This is a genomic window from Pseudoalteromonas sp. UCD-33C (assembly GCF_001306895.1).
Classification (GTDB): domain Bacteria; phylum Pseudomonadota; class Gammaproteobacteria; order Enterobacterales; family Alteromonadaceae; genus Pseudoalteromonas.
On sequence record NZ_LJTB01000002.1, the window covers coordinates 182,275 to 198,534 of the forward strand.

The 16,260-nt window shown below is 42.0% G+C and carries 12 protein-coding genes and 1 pseudogene; 5 read left to right on the forward strand and 8 right to left on the reverse strand.

All coding sequences use genetic code 11. The features are described from left to right. Positions 1-25: 25 nt before the first annotated feature. From AOG26_RS04070 to AOG26_RS04100, 7 genes and pseudogenes are all read right to left on the reverse strand, one after another. Positions 26-919 carry a carbon-nitrogen hydrolase gene (locus tag AOG26_RS04070; protein ID WP_054561338.1) on the reverse strand — a complete coding sequence of 298 codons (894 nt, stop codon included), beginning with the start codon at positions 917-919 and terminating at the stop codon, positions 26-28. Further along, positions 912-1,970 carry an agmatine deiminase family protein gene (locus tag AOG26_RS04075; protein ID WP_054561339.1) on the reverse strand — a complete coding sequence of 353 codons (1,059 nt, stop codon included), beginning with the start codon at positions 1,968-1,970 and terminating at the stop codon, positions 912-914. The genes AOG26_RS04070 and AOG26_RS04075 overlap by 8 nt, the downstream gene beginning before the upstream one ends. 84 nt (positions 1,971-2,054) lie before the next feature. Then, complete coding sequence (locus AOG26_RS04080) at positions 2,055-2,648, reverse strand: PilZ domain-containing protein (RefSeq protein ID WP_054561991.1); 594 nt, start codon at positions 2,646-2,648, stop codon at positions 2,055-2,057. Positions 2,649-2,753: 105 nt separating this feature from the next. Beyond that, positions 2,754-5,927, reverse strand: a complete 3,174-nt coding sequence (locus AOG26_RS04085; RefSeq protein WP_054561340.1) for an efflux RND transporter permease subunit — start codon at positions 5,925-5,927, stop codon at positions 2,754-2,756. 14 nt (positions 5,928-5,941) lie between these two features. Continuing rightward, positions 5,942-7,147 (reverse strand): efflux RND transporter periplasmic adaptor subunit, encoded by a 1,206-nt coding sequence (locus AOG26_RS04090; protein ID WP_054561341.1) that lies wholly within the window; start codon positions 7,145-7,147, stop codon positions 5,942-5,944. A gap of 202 nt (positions 7,148-7,349) precedes the next feature. Further along, positions 7,350-8,042 carry a haloacid dehalogenase type II gene (locus tag AOG26_RS04095; RefSeq protein WP_054561992.1) on the reverse strand — a complete coding sequence of 231 codons (693 nt, stop codon included), beginning with the start codon at positions 8,040-8,042 and terminating at the stop codon, positions 7,350-7,352. Between the two features lie 55 nt (positions 8,043-8,097). After that, a pseudogene (locus AOG26_RS04100) lies at positions 8,098-8,750 on the reverse strand (peroxiredoxin-like family protein). A gap of 106 nt (positions 8,751-8,856) precedes the next feature. Between AOG26_RS04100 and AOG26_RS04105 the strand changes: the two are divergent. From AOG26_RS04105 to AOG26_RS04120, 4 genes are all read left to right on the forward strand, one after another. After that, positions 8,857-9,732: a LysR family transcriptional regulator gene (locus tag AOG26_RS04105; RefSeq protein ID WP_054561342.1), complete on the forward strand. Its 876-nt coding sequence runs from the start codon at positions 8,857-8,859 to the stop codon at positions 9,730-9,732. A gap of 85 nt (positions 9,733-9,817) precedes the next feature. Beyond that, positions 9,818-10,378 carry an RNA polymerase sigma factor gene (locus AOG26_RS04110; protein WP_054561343.1) on the forward strand — a complete coding sequence of 187 codons (561 nt, stop codon included), beginning with the start codon at positions 9,818-9,820 and terminating at the stop codon, positions 10,376-10,378. Further along, positions 10,375-11,445 (forward strand): FecR family protein, encoded by a 1,071-nt coding sequence (locus AOG26_RS04115; protein ID WP_054561344.1) that lies wholly within the window; start codon positions 10,375-10,377, stop codon positions 11,443-11,445. Before AOG26_RS04110 ends, AOG26_RS04115 begins: the two co-directional genes overlap by 4 nt. A 125-nt stretch (positions 11,446-11,570) precedes the next feature. Further along, positions 11,571-14,477, forward strand: coding sequence for a TonB-dependent receptor plug domain-containing protein (locus tag AOG26_RS04120; protein ID WP_442960159.1), 2,907 nt, complete (start codon positions 11,571-11,573; stop codon positions 14,475-14,477). A gap of 58 nt (positions 14,478-14,535) precedes the next feature. Here the strand turns inward: AOG26_RS04120 and AOG26_RS04125 are convergent, their stop codons facing one another. Beyond that, entirely contained in the window at positions 14,536-14,934 is a 399-nt protein-coding gene (locus AOG26_RS04125; protein WP_054561346.1) for an ExbD/TolR family protein, read from the reverse strand. A 288-nt stretch (positions 14,935-15,222) separates the two neighbouring features. Between AOG26_RS04125 and AOG26_RS04130 the strand changes: the two genes are divergently transcribed. Then, positions 15,223-16,200, forward strand: coding sequence for a catalase family peroxidase (locus tag AOG26_RS04130; protein ID WP_054561347.1), 978 nt, complete (start codon positions 15,223-15,225; stop codon positions 16,198-16,200). Positions 16,201-16,260: the final 60 nt, after the last annotated feature.

Below are 16,260 nucleotides of genomic sequence, written 5' to 3' on the forward strand. Positions count from 1 at the left end.
TACTCCTTTAAACTGTTTTTACTGCTTAGTCTCGATAAATCTTGGTTAAGTCCTGATAGTGATCGATGCGACGATCACGAAGGTAAGGCCAAATTCTACGTATGTTTTCACTACGCGCTTGGTCTAATTCAACAACTAATAATTGCTCATCGCTGTTGTTCGCTTCGGCTAAGATTTCACCTTGAGGGCCTGCGATAAACGAGTTACCCCAGAACTGAATACCTTTACTTTGAGCGCTTGGATCACTTTCGTGGCCAACACGGTTACAACTGATCACAGGCACGCCGTTGGCAACTGCATGAGCACGTTGTGAAATAACCCAGGCGTCTTTTTGACGTGTTTGCTCGTCTTTTTCATCACGCGGGTCCCAGCCAATGGCTGTTGGGTAAATTAAAATTTCAGCACCGGCCATTGCCATTAAGCGTGCAGCCTCTGGGAACCATTGATCCCAACACACTAATACGCCTAGTTTACCAACAGAGGTTTGAATAGGCTCAAAACCTAAATCACCCGGTGTAAAATAAAACTTCTCGTAAAAGCCTGGGTCATCAGGAATATGCATTTTACGGTATTTACCGGCAATGCTGCCGTCAGTTTCAAGCACCACAGCAGTATTGTGATAAAGTCCTGTAGCACGCTTTTCGAATAATGATGACACGATCACCACATTGAGTTCTTTGGCAAGTGCACCTAAGGCGTCTGTACTTGGGCCCGGGATTGTTTCTGCTAAATCAAAAACGTCTACATCTTCGGTTTGGCAAAAATACAAGCTACGGTGTAGCTCTTGAAGAACAATAAGCTTAGCGCCTTGGCTTGCTGCATCACGAATACCAGCAATTGATTTTGCCATATTGTCTTGAGCATTATCGGTGTTTGATTGCTGAACAAGAGCAACCTTTAAATGCGTTGGTTTAGTCATTGTTTGTTCCTGCTAAAAAGCCGCGCGGTAATTGCATTGTAATACAGTGTAAGCTGCCAAATTGGTGAATAATTGGCACACAATTAATACCCACCACAGTGTGATCTGGGTATGCTTTGGCAACCTGACCAAGCGCCAGTTGATCGTTTTCATCACCATAAATTGGTACTAAAACGGTTTTATTGATAATTAAATAATTAGCGTATGTGGCAGGTAATCTGTCACCATCTTCATCGAACACAGCTTTTGGCCAAGGTAAGGCAATCAGCGTGTAGTTTTCACCCTCTGCTGTTTTAAATGATTGCAGTTGCTTTTCCATTGCATCAAGGGCTGCAAAGTGCTCATCATTTTTATCGTCGCACTTAACATAAACAAGGGTGTTGTTTGGTGCAAAACGTACCAGCGTATCAATATGGCTGTCGGTATCATCACCTGCAAGATAACCGTGATCAACCCAAAGAAAAGAGGTCGCACCCAGTTGCTCGACCAGCGTTTGTTCTATATCTGCTTTTGTGAGTTCTGGGTTACGATTTGGGTTTAATAAGCACTCGCTGGTTGTGAGTAGCACGCCGTGTTCATTGATCTCGACGCCACCGCCTTCAAGAACCAGTTCACTTTGCTGATAACCATTTTTAGGACATGCGACTTGCTTTACAAGTACTTGATTAATTTGGTTATCAAGATCACTTGCAAACTTATTGCCCCAACCATTAAAAATAAAATCCATTACTTTTAATTGAGTTGCGTCATCAATATTTGCACAGGTCAATGGGCCATGGTCACGTGCCCAGGTATCGTTACAGGGTGTAACCACAAAGTGAATGCGATTAGCATCAACCTCTGCATTTGCAAGTAAAGCTGCAATATGTGCTTTGAGAGCATTATCATGGGCCACAATCACAACATCTTGTTGTTGGCTTATTGCTTGGCAAAGTGCTACATATACAGGCTCAACAGCGGTTAAATTTGCAGCCCAATCTGTGTCTTGATGAGGCCAAGTGAGCATAACGGCATCTTGCTCAGCCCATTCAGGTAAAAGTCTAAATTTCATGAAGGTATTAAACAAACTAAGGTGGGGCTAGTTTAGCATTTTAGCCATAGATGTCAGCTTTTTGTGCGCGATAAAGCGTGATTTTTAACTGTCTTGCTGATTGTTTTCTTGCTGACGTTTTTTAAGTTGGCGTGTTTGTGCGTGCAGGGCTGCTCTTACGACTAAATCTTGGTCAGCATCGCGAATGGCAGTAAACAATAATGTGTATTGGTATTTATCATCATCGCATTTTTCAATGGCGACTAATTCGGTATAGCAATAAATGGCAGATGCTTCGTGCTGCAAGAACAACTTAGTACGAAATGTTTGTCCTAATTCATACACATCAGCTGAGGTAAGTTTTACACCACCACCTCCATAACTATCGCAATAGTTTGCGTTATCGTCAGGCTGCTCTGAGGCTAAGATGTGACTCATGATTAAATCAATTTTACGAGACTGCGCTTGTAAAAAGGCCGCGAGTTCTTGTGCAACATCACCCAGATTACGCAGTGGTCGTAAGCTTGTTTGCTCAAGTTCGTTTACTTCGTTGGCAAGTTTAAATAGGGCAGGGATATCCGCTTCGAGCTCAGCATTGGTTTTTGGCACAGCACTAGGTTCAACCGCATATAAATTGACACGGTTGCTCTCGTTGATTTGAAAAAACTGTTCAAATTCGGCTAATTTTTGATTATTCATGCTGTACTCCACACATCTTTCCTTAATACTAGCGTTCGAAGCAGTAAATTGCTAGTAATCAAATAATCAAAAAAAAGGGCAAACTCATTGTTTGCCCTTCATTTTTTACAGGTTACCCTCTTGGGTTTTAACATGTTCTTGTTGATGATGTTCTGCTATCTCATCAGCAAGCTCTTGTCTTGAACGTTTTTCAGTTAATTTTCGCGCCGTTAACCAATAAAAGAACAGCGGCACAAAGAATACTGCAAGGAATGTCGCTGCCATCATACCGCCCATTACACCGGTACCAACGCTGTGGCGGGCACCTGCACCTGCGCCAGAGCTAAGTACTAAAGGCACAACGCCTAAAATGAAAGCAAGCGAAGTCATAATGATTGGTCGAAAACGTAAACGTGCAGCCTCAAGTGCAGCCGTACTTGCGCTCCAACCTTGTTGATGTTTCATCAAAGCATATTCAACAATAAGAATCGCGTTTTTACTGGCAAGACCAAGTAGTGTTACTAGACCAATTTGGAAGTACACATCGTTTGTCATGCCAACAACCCAAACTGCTATAAGCGCACCAAAGGTACCAAATGGCAGGGCAAGCATCACAGACAGTGGTAGTGACCAACGCTCATATAGCGCTGCTAGAATCAAAAATACCATGATCACAGCAAGGCCTAAGGCAATTCCTGTGGTGCCTGAACTGCGTTTCTCTTGGAATGCAGAGCCTGTCCACTCGTAGGTCATATTAGGTGGTAATACTGCTTGTGCAATACGCTCAACTTCAGCAATAGCTTGACCTGAGCTGTAACCCGGCGCTGCATTACCCATCAGTTTAACAGCAGGTAAGTTGTTATAGCGGTTAAGATTTTCAGGGCCACGGCTATACTCGATAGTGGTAAAGGCTGAAAGCGGCACCATAGTACCTTGGTTGTTTTTAACATAGATACGACCAATGTCATCAGGCTTCATTCTAAACTCAGCATCTGCAGACATTAGTACTTGCCATGCGCGACCAAATTTATTGAAGTCGTTAACGTAATAAGTACCTAAGTTACCTGCAAGGGCAGTGAACGCATCATCAATTTCTACACCCATGGCGCGGGCTTGTTCACGGTCAACATCAACACGTAGCTGTGGTGCATCAGGGCGCCAAAGTGTTTGTAGGCCACTGATGGTAGGGCTCTTTTGTGCTTCAGCTGTCATCAACTGCATTGCATGCTGAAGTTTGTCTGGATCGCTATCACCTTTGTTTTGAATATAAAACTCAAAACCACCTGTGTTACCTAAACCAAAAATAGCCGGAGGATTAAAGGCGAGAACAAGCGCCTCTTTAATACCTGCTGTTTTCATGAATAGCTCTTGCACCAAAGCTTTGGTATCAACTTCACGCTCATCCCAGTGCTTTTGTGTCACGAATAAGGTCGCAGCACTGTTTTTGTAACCACCGCCAATAAAGTCAAAACCGGTAAACGCCACCACGTTTTCGTTTGCTGGGTTTGATTGTACGGCCTCAACAACCTGTTGTGTGACTTGCTCAGTGCGCTCAAGTGATGAACCGTCAGGTAAGAAAATTGCTGAGATGTAATAACCTTGGTCTTCATCTGGCACAAGTGAACCTGGGGTGTTTTGCCAAAGGCCAATTGTTGCTGCAATCATACCTGTCATTAAGATCAGCCCTAACAGACCACGGCGCACCATAAATCCAACAGCACCTACGTAACGGCCGGTGATCTTGGTAAACATGTCGTTAAACCATAAGAAGAAGCGGGCAGTTTGCTTGTGTTCTTGCTTTAAAATAAGTACACAAAGCGCTGGCGTCATCGTTAAAGCAACGACACCCGATAAACTTACAGCAATCGAAATAGTAATAGCGAACTGGCGGAATAGCTCACCGGTTAAGCCACCTAAAAACGCAATTGGCACAAACACTGAACAAAGTACTAAAACAATTGCCACCACCGGGCCGCTTACTTCGCCCATCGCTTTAACGGCGGCTTCTCTGGCACCTAGGCCTTCTTCGTGCATGATACGCTCAACGTTTTCAAGTACCACGATGGCATCATCAACAACAATACCAATCGACAGCACCATACCGAATAAGGTGAGTGAGTTAATTGAGTAACCCAGCATATACATGCCGGCAAATGTGCCCAGTAGTGATACTGGCACTGCAAGGGTTGGAATAAGCGTTGCGCGCCAGTTTTGTAAGAATAAATACACCACTAAGAATACCAACACCATGGCTTCAAGTAGTGTTTTTACAACTTCACGGATTGATACTTCAACAAAGCGGGTTGTGTCGTAAGAAGTTAAATGTGCAAGTCCGGTAGGGAACTGGCTTTTCATTTCTTCAATAACACTGTTTACTTCTTCAGCTACATCAAGAGCGTTGGCACCTGGTTGTAAGAAGATACCTAACAGTACCGCTTCTTTACCGTTAATTGTCCCTTTGAAGTTATAGTCTTTTGAGCCGAGCTCAACGCGGGCTACGTCTTTTAAGCGTAAGCTACTACCGTCTGTGTTTGAACGAATAATGATATTTTCAAATTGCTCAGGCTCAGACAAACGCCCTTGTGCAGTGACACTATAAACAAGCTCTTGTGGAGATTGCGTAGTTGGTGTTGCACCAATTTTACCTGCCGCGTATTGTGAGTTTTGTACGCGAATTGCCCCTGCAATTTCTTCAACAGTGACACCTAATTGGCTCATTACATCAGGGCGCAGCCAAATACGCATTGCGTAATCTTTGGCACCAAAAATTTGTACACTGGTGGTGCCAGGAATGCGTTTAACACGGTCAAGTACGTTCATAGTGACATAGTTTGATGTCCATAAACTCGAACGTGTTCCATCTGGTGAGTAAAAGGCATGAACTTGTAAAAAGCTAGAAGAACCTTTTTGAACTACCACACCTTGGCGGCGTGTTTCTTCAGGTAAACGCGCTTCAACCTGCTTAACACGGTTGTTTACGTTAACGGCTGCTTGGTCAACATCAGTGCCAATTTCAAAAGTAACTTCGATGGTCGTTGAACCTGCACTGGTTGACGTTGATGACATATACATCATGCCTTCAACACCGGTAATGGCATTTTCAATCGGTGTCGCAACCGTTTGTTCAAGTACATCGGCAGATGCACCGGGGTAGGCTGCGGTTACTTGTACAACCGGTGGGGCTATTTCAGGATATTGCGCCACAGGTAAGCTGCGCATCGCAGCAAGGCCCGCAAGCACAATAACAATAGATATAACAAACGCAAAAATGGGTCTGTCTATAAAGTAACGAGAAAACATAAGACTCCCTGTGCTTATTCTGCGTGGCTTGGGTTAGCGGCAGGTTGGCCAACATTGACTGGCATACCCGGGAAGAAAATACGTGCCATGCCATCAACAATAACTTGGTCGCCTTCTTTTAACCCACTGCGAATTAACCAAAAGTTTTGGTATTGCTCGTTTTCTGGTTTTTTTATCCACTCACCTACAGTAACAGGGGCTGGTAAAGCGACATCCATGCCTTGCTCGTTTTTACTTACTACATAAACAAACTTACCGGTGCCGTTATCAAGTACTGCACGTTGCGGTACGATGAAAGCGTTTTTGCGTACTGCACCACTTAACTCAACGCGCACGAATTGGCCAGGACGAAGTTGAAAATCAGGGTTAGGAATAATTGCCTGAAACTCACTGGTACCTGTGTTTGGATTAATACGCACATCAGAGAAGTTAACTTCACCGGTTTGTCCGTATAACGAGCCATCTTGCAGTTTAATTTGTGTTTTCCAATGGCCTTGCTCAGGTAATGTTAGTGAGCCATTTTTAACATCTTGACGCATTTGTAGTTGTTCACGCTCAGATAAGCCAAAGCGAATACGAATAGGGTCAAATTGAGTCATTTGAGTCAGTAATAAATCTGGACCAGAAACATAGGTTCCTTCAGAAACAAACTCACGTCCCATTACACCTGCGACAGGGGCTTTTACTTGCGCATATTCAAGATTTAGTTGTGCTTCTTTTAACGCAACTTTTGCAGCGGCTAAATCTGTCTTAGCAATATCATTGGCTGAGCTTGCGTTATCGTAATCACGTTGTGAAACAGACTTTTCGGCACGTAGTTTAGCTAATCGTTTAACGTCACGATCAGCTTGAACAAGCGCTGCTTTTGCACCATCAAGTGCAGCTTGCGCTCGGTCAACCGCAAGTTGATAAGGTTCAAGGTCAATTGTAAATAATGATTGGCCTTGCTCTACACGCTGACCTTCTTCAAAGTTGCGTGATTCAAGAATACCGGTGACACGGGCACGAACTTCAACCTCTTTTGAACCAGACAGCGTCGCTGGCAGCTCAATCGTAAAAGGGGCATCGTGAGTTTCCATTGTCATAGTCGCGACAGCAGCGGGGTGCATTTGACCCTGTTGTTGCTGTGGCGCTTCAGAACAACCTTGCAGTAGCAAAGGAGCAGAAACTAATAACAACGCAGATAATGATAATTTGGCAGGTGCGAAAGGCAGACGCATGTTTACTCCACAGTCCAATTGTTAAGTAGGTATGCATAAAAAATAGTCTATTAGCAAGAAAGACGTCACTATGCATATTCATTTAGCGTTTAGTTTATACCCAAAAAAGAGAAAGGTACACCCTGTAGTTTACTTTTTTGTTAGGCGCAAAAAAACGCAAAGCATTTTCGCTTTGCGTTGATATAACGGTTTAAATCGTTTTTTACTTTTTCGTTAGTAAAGAGGCTAACTCTTCAAGGTTTTTAACAATGTAATCTGGCTGTTTTGCCAGTGGGTAAAGCGCTTTACCGGGCCTTGCGATAAACGCTGTTTGCATACCCGCTTCTTTAGCGCCTGCTACATCCCAGCCGTGCGCAGCAACCATTAAAGCTTCGTGAGGCGCTACATTTAATTGTTCAAGCAACCACTTGTAAGCGCGCAGATCGGGTTTATACACTTTAATATCTTCAACACTGTAACGGTGAGTAAAGTAATCTGTTAAGCCAGCATGTTGAAACTGCGCTTTTACACCGTTATTTGACGAATTTGTAAAGCTGACCAGTTTATAGTCTTGCTTTAATTGTGCCAACGCTGGTTTAACATCAGTATGGGCAGGTAAAGATAAAAGCGGTGGCACAATCGCTTGCTTTGCTTGCTCTTTAGTTAAGGAAATTTGATTATTACTTGCCACCATCATCAGTGCAGCAACGCCAATTTCACCAAAGTCATGATAATCATTAGACACCGTACTCACTAAGGAGTGATGCAGCATGGTCGAAAACCAAAGCGGTAATAGCTGGGTATTGCCATTAAGCGCTTCAGCGACTGAGCTTTGCATTTGTTCAAGATCAAGCAAGGTTTCGTTGACATCAAACACAATTACTTTTGGTTTAGCTTGGTGTTGAGACTCTGCCATTGTGCCTCCCGAGTAAGTTAGGGTTACCAATAAAACTAGACTAAAAAATACTTTTTTAAACATGATTTAGTGCCTTAACAGCGTTAAGAACATCTAAAGGCTCTGCTCTTAATGTGTAATCTTCATGAGCAAATGCAAATTGGATCACCCCTTGGCAATCAATAACATAGGTTGCTGGTAGTGGTAATTCGTAGCTTTCGTCACCATTGGCTTTTGGAATATCTAAACCAAGTTGATCGTAAACTGGGATTAAGCGTTCATCTAAGGTGAATACCAAGCCACACTTTTTAGCCAAAGAGTTAGACACATCAGAAAGCACCGTATAAGCCAGCTCGTTTTGCTGTTGGGTAGACAGTGTTTCATCAGGTAACTGCGGCGAAACAGCAACTAACTGTGCATTTTGATCAGCAAATGCTTGTTGCATATTGTTAAGCGCACGAAGCTCTAAATTACAATACGGGCACCAACCACCACGGTAAAAACTCAGTACAAGCGGGCCTTTCGCTAGCAATTCAGTCGAGCTGATTTGTTTGCCCTTGCTGTCGGGTAATTCAAATGCTGGAAACTTATCACCGACTTTTAAAGCATGTTTACTTAATTGTTCTGCAATCAGTTTTTCAGTCGTGACATCCATCAAATTTAAGATATCAGCTGGGACATTGGCTTTCTTTTGCACTTAAATGCGTCGATTTGGGTTTTTAAAGACATACATACTCCAATCATTTTTTACAATTTGTAGCAAGTATAGAGTTTTAAATTTTTATATATACAATACAAAACTGAAACCTAAATTCGAAAATATTGAATCAAAGCCATGTACAGTTTATGTGATTTAGAAACCTTTATTGCCATAGTTGAAAACCAAGGTGTAGTTGCCGCCGCTAAAGCTCAGGGCCTCTCACCTGCGACGGTAAGTCATCGCTTAAGTAAGTTAGAAAAAGCCTTAAGTACTGTATTGTTGTTTCGTGATAGTCGGCGAATACGCTTATCGCCTGCAGGGGAGTTGTTTTATCAACGAGCTGGTGCCATTTTAGAGGCTTTATATGATGCAGAGCATCAAATTGGCGCACGAGGTTCAGCAGTAACAGGGCTTTTACGAGTCACTATGCCGCCTTGGGTTTTTTCAAAATTCGTGATGCCAGAGCTTGGCCACTTTGAACAGCAATTTCCCGACTTAAAACTCGATTTTATGATTACAGATCAATTTGTGAATATTGTTGATGACGCCCAAGATGTGGCTATTCGAGTAGGTCAGTTGGCAGATTCAAACCTTCTTTCTCGTAAGCTTGTTAGTAACTCTCGTATTTTGTGCGCAGCACCGAGCTATATTAAAAAATATGGGCAACCTAAGTCGGTGGCTGATCTTAAAGACCATTACTGGGTGTGTTTGCCATGGCAGCGACAGCTTAAATTTAACGAAGGTGGGCAAATAGTTAACTATAATGCGAGAACGCGTTTTACTGTATCTAACTCAGATAACATGACACAGGCGGCGATTGCAGGCCATGGCATAGCGATTAAATCATATATTGCAATTAAAGATGATTTAGCCGAAGGACGGTTAATCGAAATACTCCCTAATAGCCTTGTTGATGCTGACGCGCCAGTATGGTTTTTAAAACCACAAAACAGCCTAGTGACGCGCAAAACAGAGGTTTTTTATGAGTTTATGAAATCTTTGTTTACCTAAGGTACAAAAACTTAACAAATGGCTTGTAATTAAACTGAAATCTCGTACCCTAAAGCAATAAAAATATAATAAAGGTGAGTTAAGGATGACAGATCAAACTGGGGTTATCACCGCTTTTACCGAGATATCGAGCAAGCTTAGGCGCTTTGTATCACGTATCGTCAGCCCTGATGATGTAGAAGATATTGTGCAAGAGACGTTTATAAAAAGTTATGAAGCTGATCTTAAGCAAAATATCGAATATACTCACAGTTACATGCTGAAAACGGCTAAGCATTTGGCGCTAAATCATATTGCTAAATGGGACAATAAATACAAAGAATCGTTAGATGAACAACAGCAGGTTGAGCATCACATGCGTTCAATGGCACTTGAAGATGAAGTGACTTCTAAAGAGCGTTTTTTGTTTTTTTGCCGAGTGACTAACGAATTAAGCCCTCAGGTTAAAAAATGTTTTATCTTAAAAAAAGTCTATGGCTTAAGCCAAAAGGAAATTGCAGCTAAAATGAGTCTTAGCGAAAGTACTGTTAAAAAACATATAGCCAAAGGCTTATTACATGTTCACCGAGCAATGAAATCACACGACGTACAACCACAGGCATTTACCCCTACCACAGAGTTCACTGCAAAAGAGGTGAACAAATGAGTAATGTCCATCTATTTTCATCAAAAGACATGATTCAAGAGCAGGCGAGTCAGTGGATCAGTGCCATTGATCGTGGCCTATCTAAAGATGAAGTAAGCCAACTACATTTGTGGGCTCACCAAAGTGCGGCTCATCAAGAGGCATTGTTTGAACTTGCGACCTTATGGGATGAAATGAGTGTACTTAATGAGTTAAGTAGTTTGTTTCCTTATAAAGCACCGCAAAAACAACCAGCAGTGTTTGGTATGGCAACCGCTGCCAGCTTTTTAGTGGCAATGCTGCTTGGTTCTATCATGCTTATCTATTCAAGCTATTGGCAAAGTGAAGAAAACGATTACGCCAAATTTAGCAAAATTTACCGAACCAAAGTGGGTGAGCAAGCTGAATTTGTGCTGCCAGACAGCACTATTGTTCAGCTTAATACCAATACTAAACTCGAAGTTGCCTATTCAGGCGATCGCCGGCAGTTGATTTTGAGCCGCGGTGAAGGGCGCTTCAATGTTGCCAAAGATCCCAGCCGTCCGTTTACGGTTATTGCTGGTGATAAATCATTTACTGCACTTGGTACGGTGTTTAATGTTCAGCGAAATACTGCTTCAGACTTAGAGCTAGTGGTGACTGAAGGCAAGGTGATGATTGCTGATCCGAGTACTCAGGTTGATGCTAGCGACTTTAATCGTTTAAAAGATGCCTCAGATAACAGTGCAGATATTAAAGCGCTTCGCGCTAATGTTGTTGTATCTGGTGAGAAAGCACTGATAAAACAAAGTAAAACTGAGCCAATTAAACAGTTATCGGTTGATGACGTTCAGCGTGATTTGGCATGGCAACAAGAAATGCTGATTTTTAATGGCGAGTCTTTAGGCGAAGCTCTACAAGAGGTGAGTCGTTATACTGCCACACGTTTTGAATTAAATGATCCAGAACTTGCCTCGTTAAAAGTGGCTGGCGTGTTTAAAACAGGCGACATTAAAGGTTTGCTTGATTCTTTACAGGCCAACTTAGGTGTAGAACATCAACGTTTAGGTGAACATCGTGTTAGCTTAACTATCGCTGCAAAAGGTTAGTTCTGTCTATGAGAATACGCCAATATAATGATGTTAATTGTGCGCCACCTTCTCGTCACAAAAAATTAATTAAAAAAAAGTTAAATTTACATAGCGGATTTATCTTCCTCACTTGTTTGTTTAAATTGCGCAGTAAGCAATTGCCGTTGTTACCTGCCTCTTTTGTTATTTATGGCCTTACAACAGGCCAAGTAGCAATAGCGGCTGAAAAACAAATGCTGCAATTTGACATCAAAGCGCAACGAGCTGATTTGGCGTTAATCGAATTTGCAAAGCAAACCGAACAAACAGTCATTTTTTCTTTCGAATTAGCAAAGCAATATCAAGCGCAATCTGTGTTTGGTTTTTACACCAAACTTGATGCACTGAATGCGATGCTAGAAGGCACTGAGCTCGATGCGGTTGTTGATCAACAAGGCTTGCTGAGTATAAAACTCAAACAAGTAGATAGGATAGATAATAACATGATCAAAGTATCAGGGGTCAGCGCTGCAGTCGTGCCATTACTGCTTGCCGCCAATACGCAAGCGTTAGCAGAAGATCAATCAGCAGAACAAAACATCGAAAAAATTGCCGTTGTCGGTAGCCGTGTAGCAGGACGCTCGGTTGAAGATTTACCGGTTCCGGTTGATATTTTAAGTGCCGAAGCACTAGAGAATACAGGTCAAACAGAAGTAGGCCGTATGCTTCAGGCTATTGCACCGTCTTTTAACTTTTCAAGCTCGTCTATCAGTGATGGTACTGATGCACTTCGTCCTGCAACCTTACGTGGCTTAGGGCCAGATCAAACCTTAGTTCTTATCAATGGTAAACGCCGCCACCAAGCGAGCCTTATTCACATTAATACGTCAGTAGGTCGTGGTACGGCGGGTACCGACATGAATGCTATTCCTGCTGCTGCAATCAAACGTATTGAAGTTTTACGTGATGGTGCTGCTGCGCAATATGGTTCAGATGCCATTGCAGGTGTTATTAATATCGTATTAAAAGACGCTGAAGAGGGCGGTAAAGCGGCTATCAACTACGGTGAGTATTCAGAAGGCGATGGCGAAACTGTAACTGTTGATTTCAACAAAGGATTTGCTTTAGGTGACGAAGGTTATTTAAACACCACAATCAACTACCGTGACCGTGCACCTACTAACCGTGCAGGCTTTCATGGCTCATGTCAATTTTACGGCTGTACTGAACTTGATGATGGTACGCTATTGGCAGGCGACCCTCGTGAGCTAACAGCACCTCGAGATACGTTTAGAATTGGTGATGCAGATTCACAACAATTCGCTCTAACAGTTAATACTGGCTATGAGCTTGCTGGTGGTGAGCTATATGGCTTTATCACTTATTCAAATCGTGAAAATGAATCAGCAGCGTTTTTCCGTCATAACGCAAATGCTAATGGTAACCCTGTATTACAAGATGGTGATGCAACCATTCCTATGGGTTTCTTACCGAAAATTAATACTGTCATTGATGACGTGTCTTATAACTTTGGTTATAAAAAATCGTTCGATAATGACTCAAGCATTGATTTATCGTACACCTACGGTGAAAACAGCATTGATTACACAACAAGTGATACTATCAATGGCTCTTACGCTAACTACCTTCGTTATGATCAAGGTTTAACGGCTGATGAAATTCGTGCCACTATCCCGCGTTCAGCGTATGCATATGGCCTTGAATTATCACTGCAAACTTTAAATCTTGATTACACCAAAGATTACGACAACTTCTCATTAGCACTAGGTGCTGAGCTTCGTACCGATGAGTTCCGCATTCTTGAAGGTAGCGAATACGCATATCGTGATTACGACACTGTTGATGGCATGAGCATCTATTCTGGCTTAAATGGCGGGGTAGGTAGTGTTGACGCTGCAAGCGGTACGCAAGGTTTTGGTGGTTCAGACCCGGCATCATCTGTTGATGAATCGCGCGATGTGATCTCATTCTATATGGATGCAGAAACCTATGTTATCGATGATGTAATTATTTCAGGTGCGGTACGTTACGATAACTACAAAGGCTTTGGTGACACAGTTAACTTTAAGTTAGCGGGTAACTGGTCTGTCACTGAAGATGTGTCTTTGCGTGGTGCATTAAGCACAGGTTTTAGAGCACCTTCTATGCAACAACTTTACTTTAATAACGTAAGTACACAGTTTGTTGTAGGTGATGATGGCAGCTTAGTGGCTGAGCAAGTAGGTACGTTTAGAAACGACAGTACCTTAGCGCAATCAATTGGTATTCCTAAGCTAAAAGAAGAGAAATCACAAAATCGTAGTTTAGGTATTGTGTATAACGTAACCGACAATATCAATTTAACCATTGACTACTACTCGATTGATATCGACGACCGTATCGTTATTTCTAACCGTTTAGGTAAAGGTTTATCAGATACGCTAGATGCTGCACTTGAAAGCTCAGGCGCAGGTGCGGGTCAGTTCTTCTTAAATGGTGCAGACACAGAAACAGAAGGTGTTGATTTAGTTGCTACATGGAACACAGAAGGCCTTGGCGGTACTTTAGATTTCACCTTTGCTGCTAACTTCACTAAAACAGATGTAGTTGATTTATTTACGCCATCAGGCAGTGGTCTTGAGACTATTCCGGTAGAAGATGTGTTTTCTGCTCAAGAAACATCAATTATTGAAGAATGGCAACCAGAAGACCGCATTAACTTAAGCGCGCTTTACCGTTTAGAAGATTGGACTGTAAACCTATCTCTAAACCGTTACGGCGAATACACAGTTGAAGATGGTGGTCGTCAAACATACGGTGCTGAAATCTTAACTGATGTTAAAGTTAACTACTTCTTTAACGAAAACCTGTCATTTAACATTGGTGCAAATAACTTATTTGATGTTTATCCAGATAAGAACACCATAGGTAATTCACGCTCGGGTACGATTGTTGATGCTAGCGGCAACACAATTGTTTCAAGCCCAGGTGTATTCACTTACTCACGTCGTTCAGCACCATTTGGCTTTAACGGTGCGTACTACTACGTAGGTGCAGAGTACAAGTTCTAAACTCCCTTTAGATTCCTTTATTATTTAACTTGCAAAGGGCCGTTAGGCCCTTTTTTAGTTATAAAGACGTGCTTATAGAAATTGGCACATCTTGATATTGTTTTATTTTATCAAGCAAGGTTACTAAGGTTTTGTGGCTGCTTTGCTCACTTGCTGTTACTTGCACATTGGTCATTTCAAACTGTGCGGCAAATAACGCAAGGTTAGCGATTATCTGCTCTGGTTTGATAAGCCGGTTTGCAAAGTAAATACTGTCGTTTTCAGTGATAGTAAATTGCGCTTGTTTTTTAGGGTTTTCAAGACTTGGTTTTGCTAAAGGGCGATTCACTTCAATAGCGCGCTCTTTAACAAACGAGGTTGTGACGATAAAAAATATCAGCAAGATAAACACAATATCGAGCATAGGAGTCATATCTACATCAGCGTTTGCAGTGGTTTTTTTATGTTGTTTCACCATAATTAGGTCCTTGTTGTTTTTGACTAACCCACAAAATTTACGATTAAGTGGACTAGCCATAGTCGTGTTAAAAACACGGATTATTTTAAAATGCTGGGCGCCACAGCAGTTTTTCGGATCCTAAATTTAAAGTTAGCAGCTTTTAAAAAAACGGTGGTTAAATAAATATTCTAAGTTTATTAAATGTTTGTAGCGTTTTTGTTGGTAAAAATATTTATTAGCTTTGATGAAATGATTTTGAGGTTAGTCTGGTCATTTTTGTTGGAACTAAGTTTAAAGGATGGATAAATGCTAAAAATTAAGCCTTTAGTTTGTGCTATGTGCCTTGTTTTACCAACAGCAAGTTTTGCTGAGCAACCAGTAAACGGGCAAGATTTTATAAATTTATTTGAAAAGCTTTCAGGAAAGCAGCCCGGTATCAGAAAAGGTCACGCCAAAGGGGTGTGCGCTGTCGGCACATTTACACCTAATCAAGCAGCAAAACAGTATTCAATTAGCCCTTTATTCAATGCGCCATCAAAAGCAAATATTCGTTTTTCTATGGGCGGGGGGAACCCTCATGCTGACGAAACATCACGTTCTCCACGCGGAATGGGGGTGCAGTTTGTGCTAGAAAATGGTGATGTACACAATATTGCAGGGCTAACTACACCTGTATTTGCAGGTAACAGCCCAGAAGCGTTTTTTGGCTTGCTAAGTACTTTAGTACCTGACGAAAAAACTGGGCAAATCGATTTTGCAAAAGTAAAAGCATACAGAGATCAAAACCCGAGTACCTTAGGGCAATTTAATTGGCTGCAAAGCCATAACCCGCCAGCATCTTATGTGTCTTCACGTTATTTTGGTGTGCATACCTTTTACATGGTTGATGAAAAGGGCGCTAAACATGCCTTTAGATGGATCATGGTGCCAGAAGAGCCAGAGCAGGTGCTAACTGAAGAGCAAATGAAAACCTTCCCTAAATCATTTCTGGCTAAGCGACTTGAAGAAGATTTAGCAAAAGGGAAGGTGCATTATCGTTTTCAAGCACAATTAGCCAAGCCCGGTGATGCATTAACTGACCCTTCAGTTCGTTGGCCTGCGGATCGCAAAACAATTAATTTAGGAAAGCTCACCATAGAATCAACAGGTGAGTCAGGTTGCGACCTTACTAATTATGACCCAAATCTACTATCTAAAGGCTTTATGCCAAGTGATGACAAAGTACTTAAATTACGCTCAACAGCTTATGCAATTTCATTTTCGAAGCGTTTAACGGGGCAATAAGTTTCTTGGGGTTAACTCACTAAATTGAATAATTATTAAGGGTATTTGTCATGCTTGATT

What these genes read in the sequence shown, in the direction of transcription:
- AOG26_RS04070 (WP_054561338.1), bottom strand. Translation starts at nt 919, where the DNA reads ATGACTAAACCAACGCATTTAAAGGTTGCTCTTGTTCAGCAATCAAAC.
- AOG26_RS04105 (WP_054561342.1), top strand. Translation starts at nt 8,857, where the DNA reads ATGTACAGTTTATGTGATTTAGAAACCTTTATTGCCATAGTTGAAAAC.
- AOG26_RS04130 (WP_054561347.1), top strand. Translation starts at nt 15,223, where the DNA reads ATGCTAAAAATTAAGCCTTTAGTTTGTGCTATGTGCCTTGTTTTACCA.
- AOG26_RS04115 (WP_054561344.1), top strand. Translation starts at nt 10,375, where the DNA reads ATGAGTAATGTCCATCTATTTTCATCAAAAGACATGATTCAAGAGCAG.
- AOG26_RS04090 (WP_054561341.1), bottom strand. Translation starts at nt 7,147, where the DNA reads ATGCGTCTGCCTTTCGCACCTGCCAAATTATCATTATCTGCGTTGTTA.
- AOG26_RS04110 (WP_054561343.1), top strand. Translation starts at nt 9,818, where the DNA reads ATGACAGATCAAACTGGGGTTATCACCGCTTTTACCGAGATATCGAGC.
- AOG26_RS04080 (WP_054561991.1), bottom strand. Translation starts at nt 2,648, where the DNA reads ATGAATAATCAAAAATTAGCCGAATTTGAACAGTTTTTTCAAATCAAC.
- AOG26_RS04095 (WP_054561992.1), bottom strand. Translation starts at nt 8,042, where the DNA reads ATGGCAGAGTCTCAACACCAAGCTAAACCAAAAGTAATTGTGTTTGAT.
- AOG26_RS04075 (WP_054561339.1), bottom strand. Translation starts at nt 1,970, where the DNA reads ATGAAATTTAGACTTTTACCTGAATGGGCTGAGCAAGATGCCGTTATG.
- AOG26_RS04085 (WP_054561340.1), bottom strand. Translation starts at nt 5,927, where the DNA reads ATGTTTTCTCGTTACTTTATAGACAGACCCATTTTTGCGTTTGTTATA.
- AOG26_RS04125 (WP_054561346.1), bottom strand. Translation starts at nt 14,934, where the DNA reads ATGGTGAAACAACATAAAAAAACCACTGCAAACGCTGATGTAGATATG.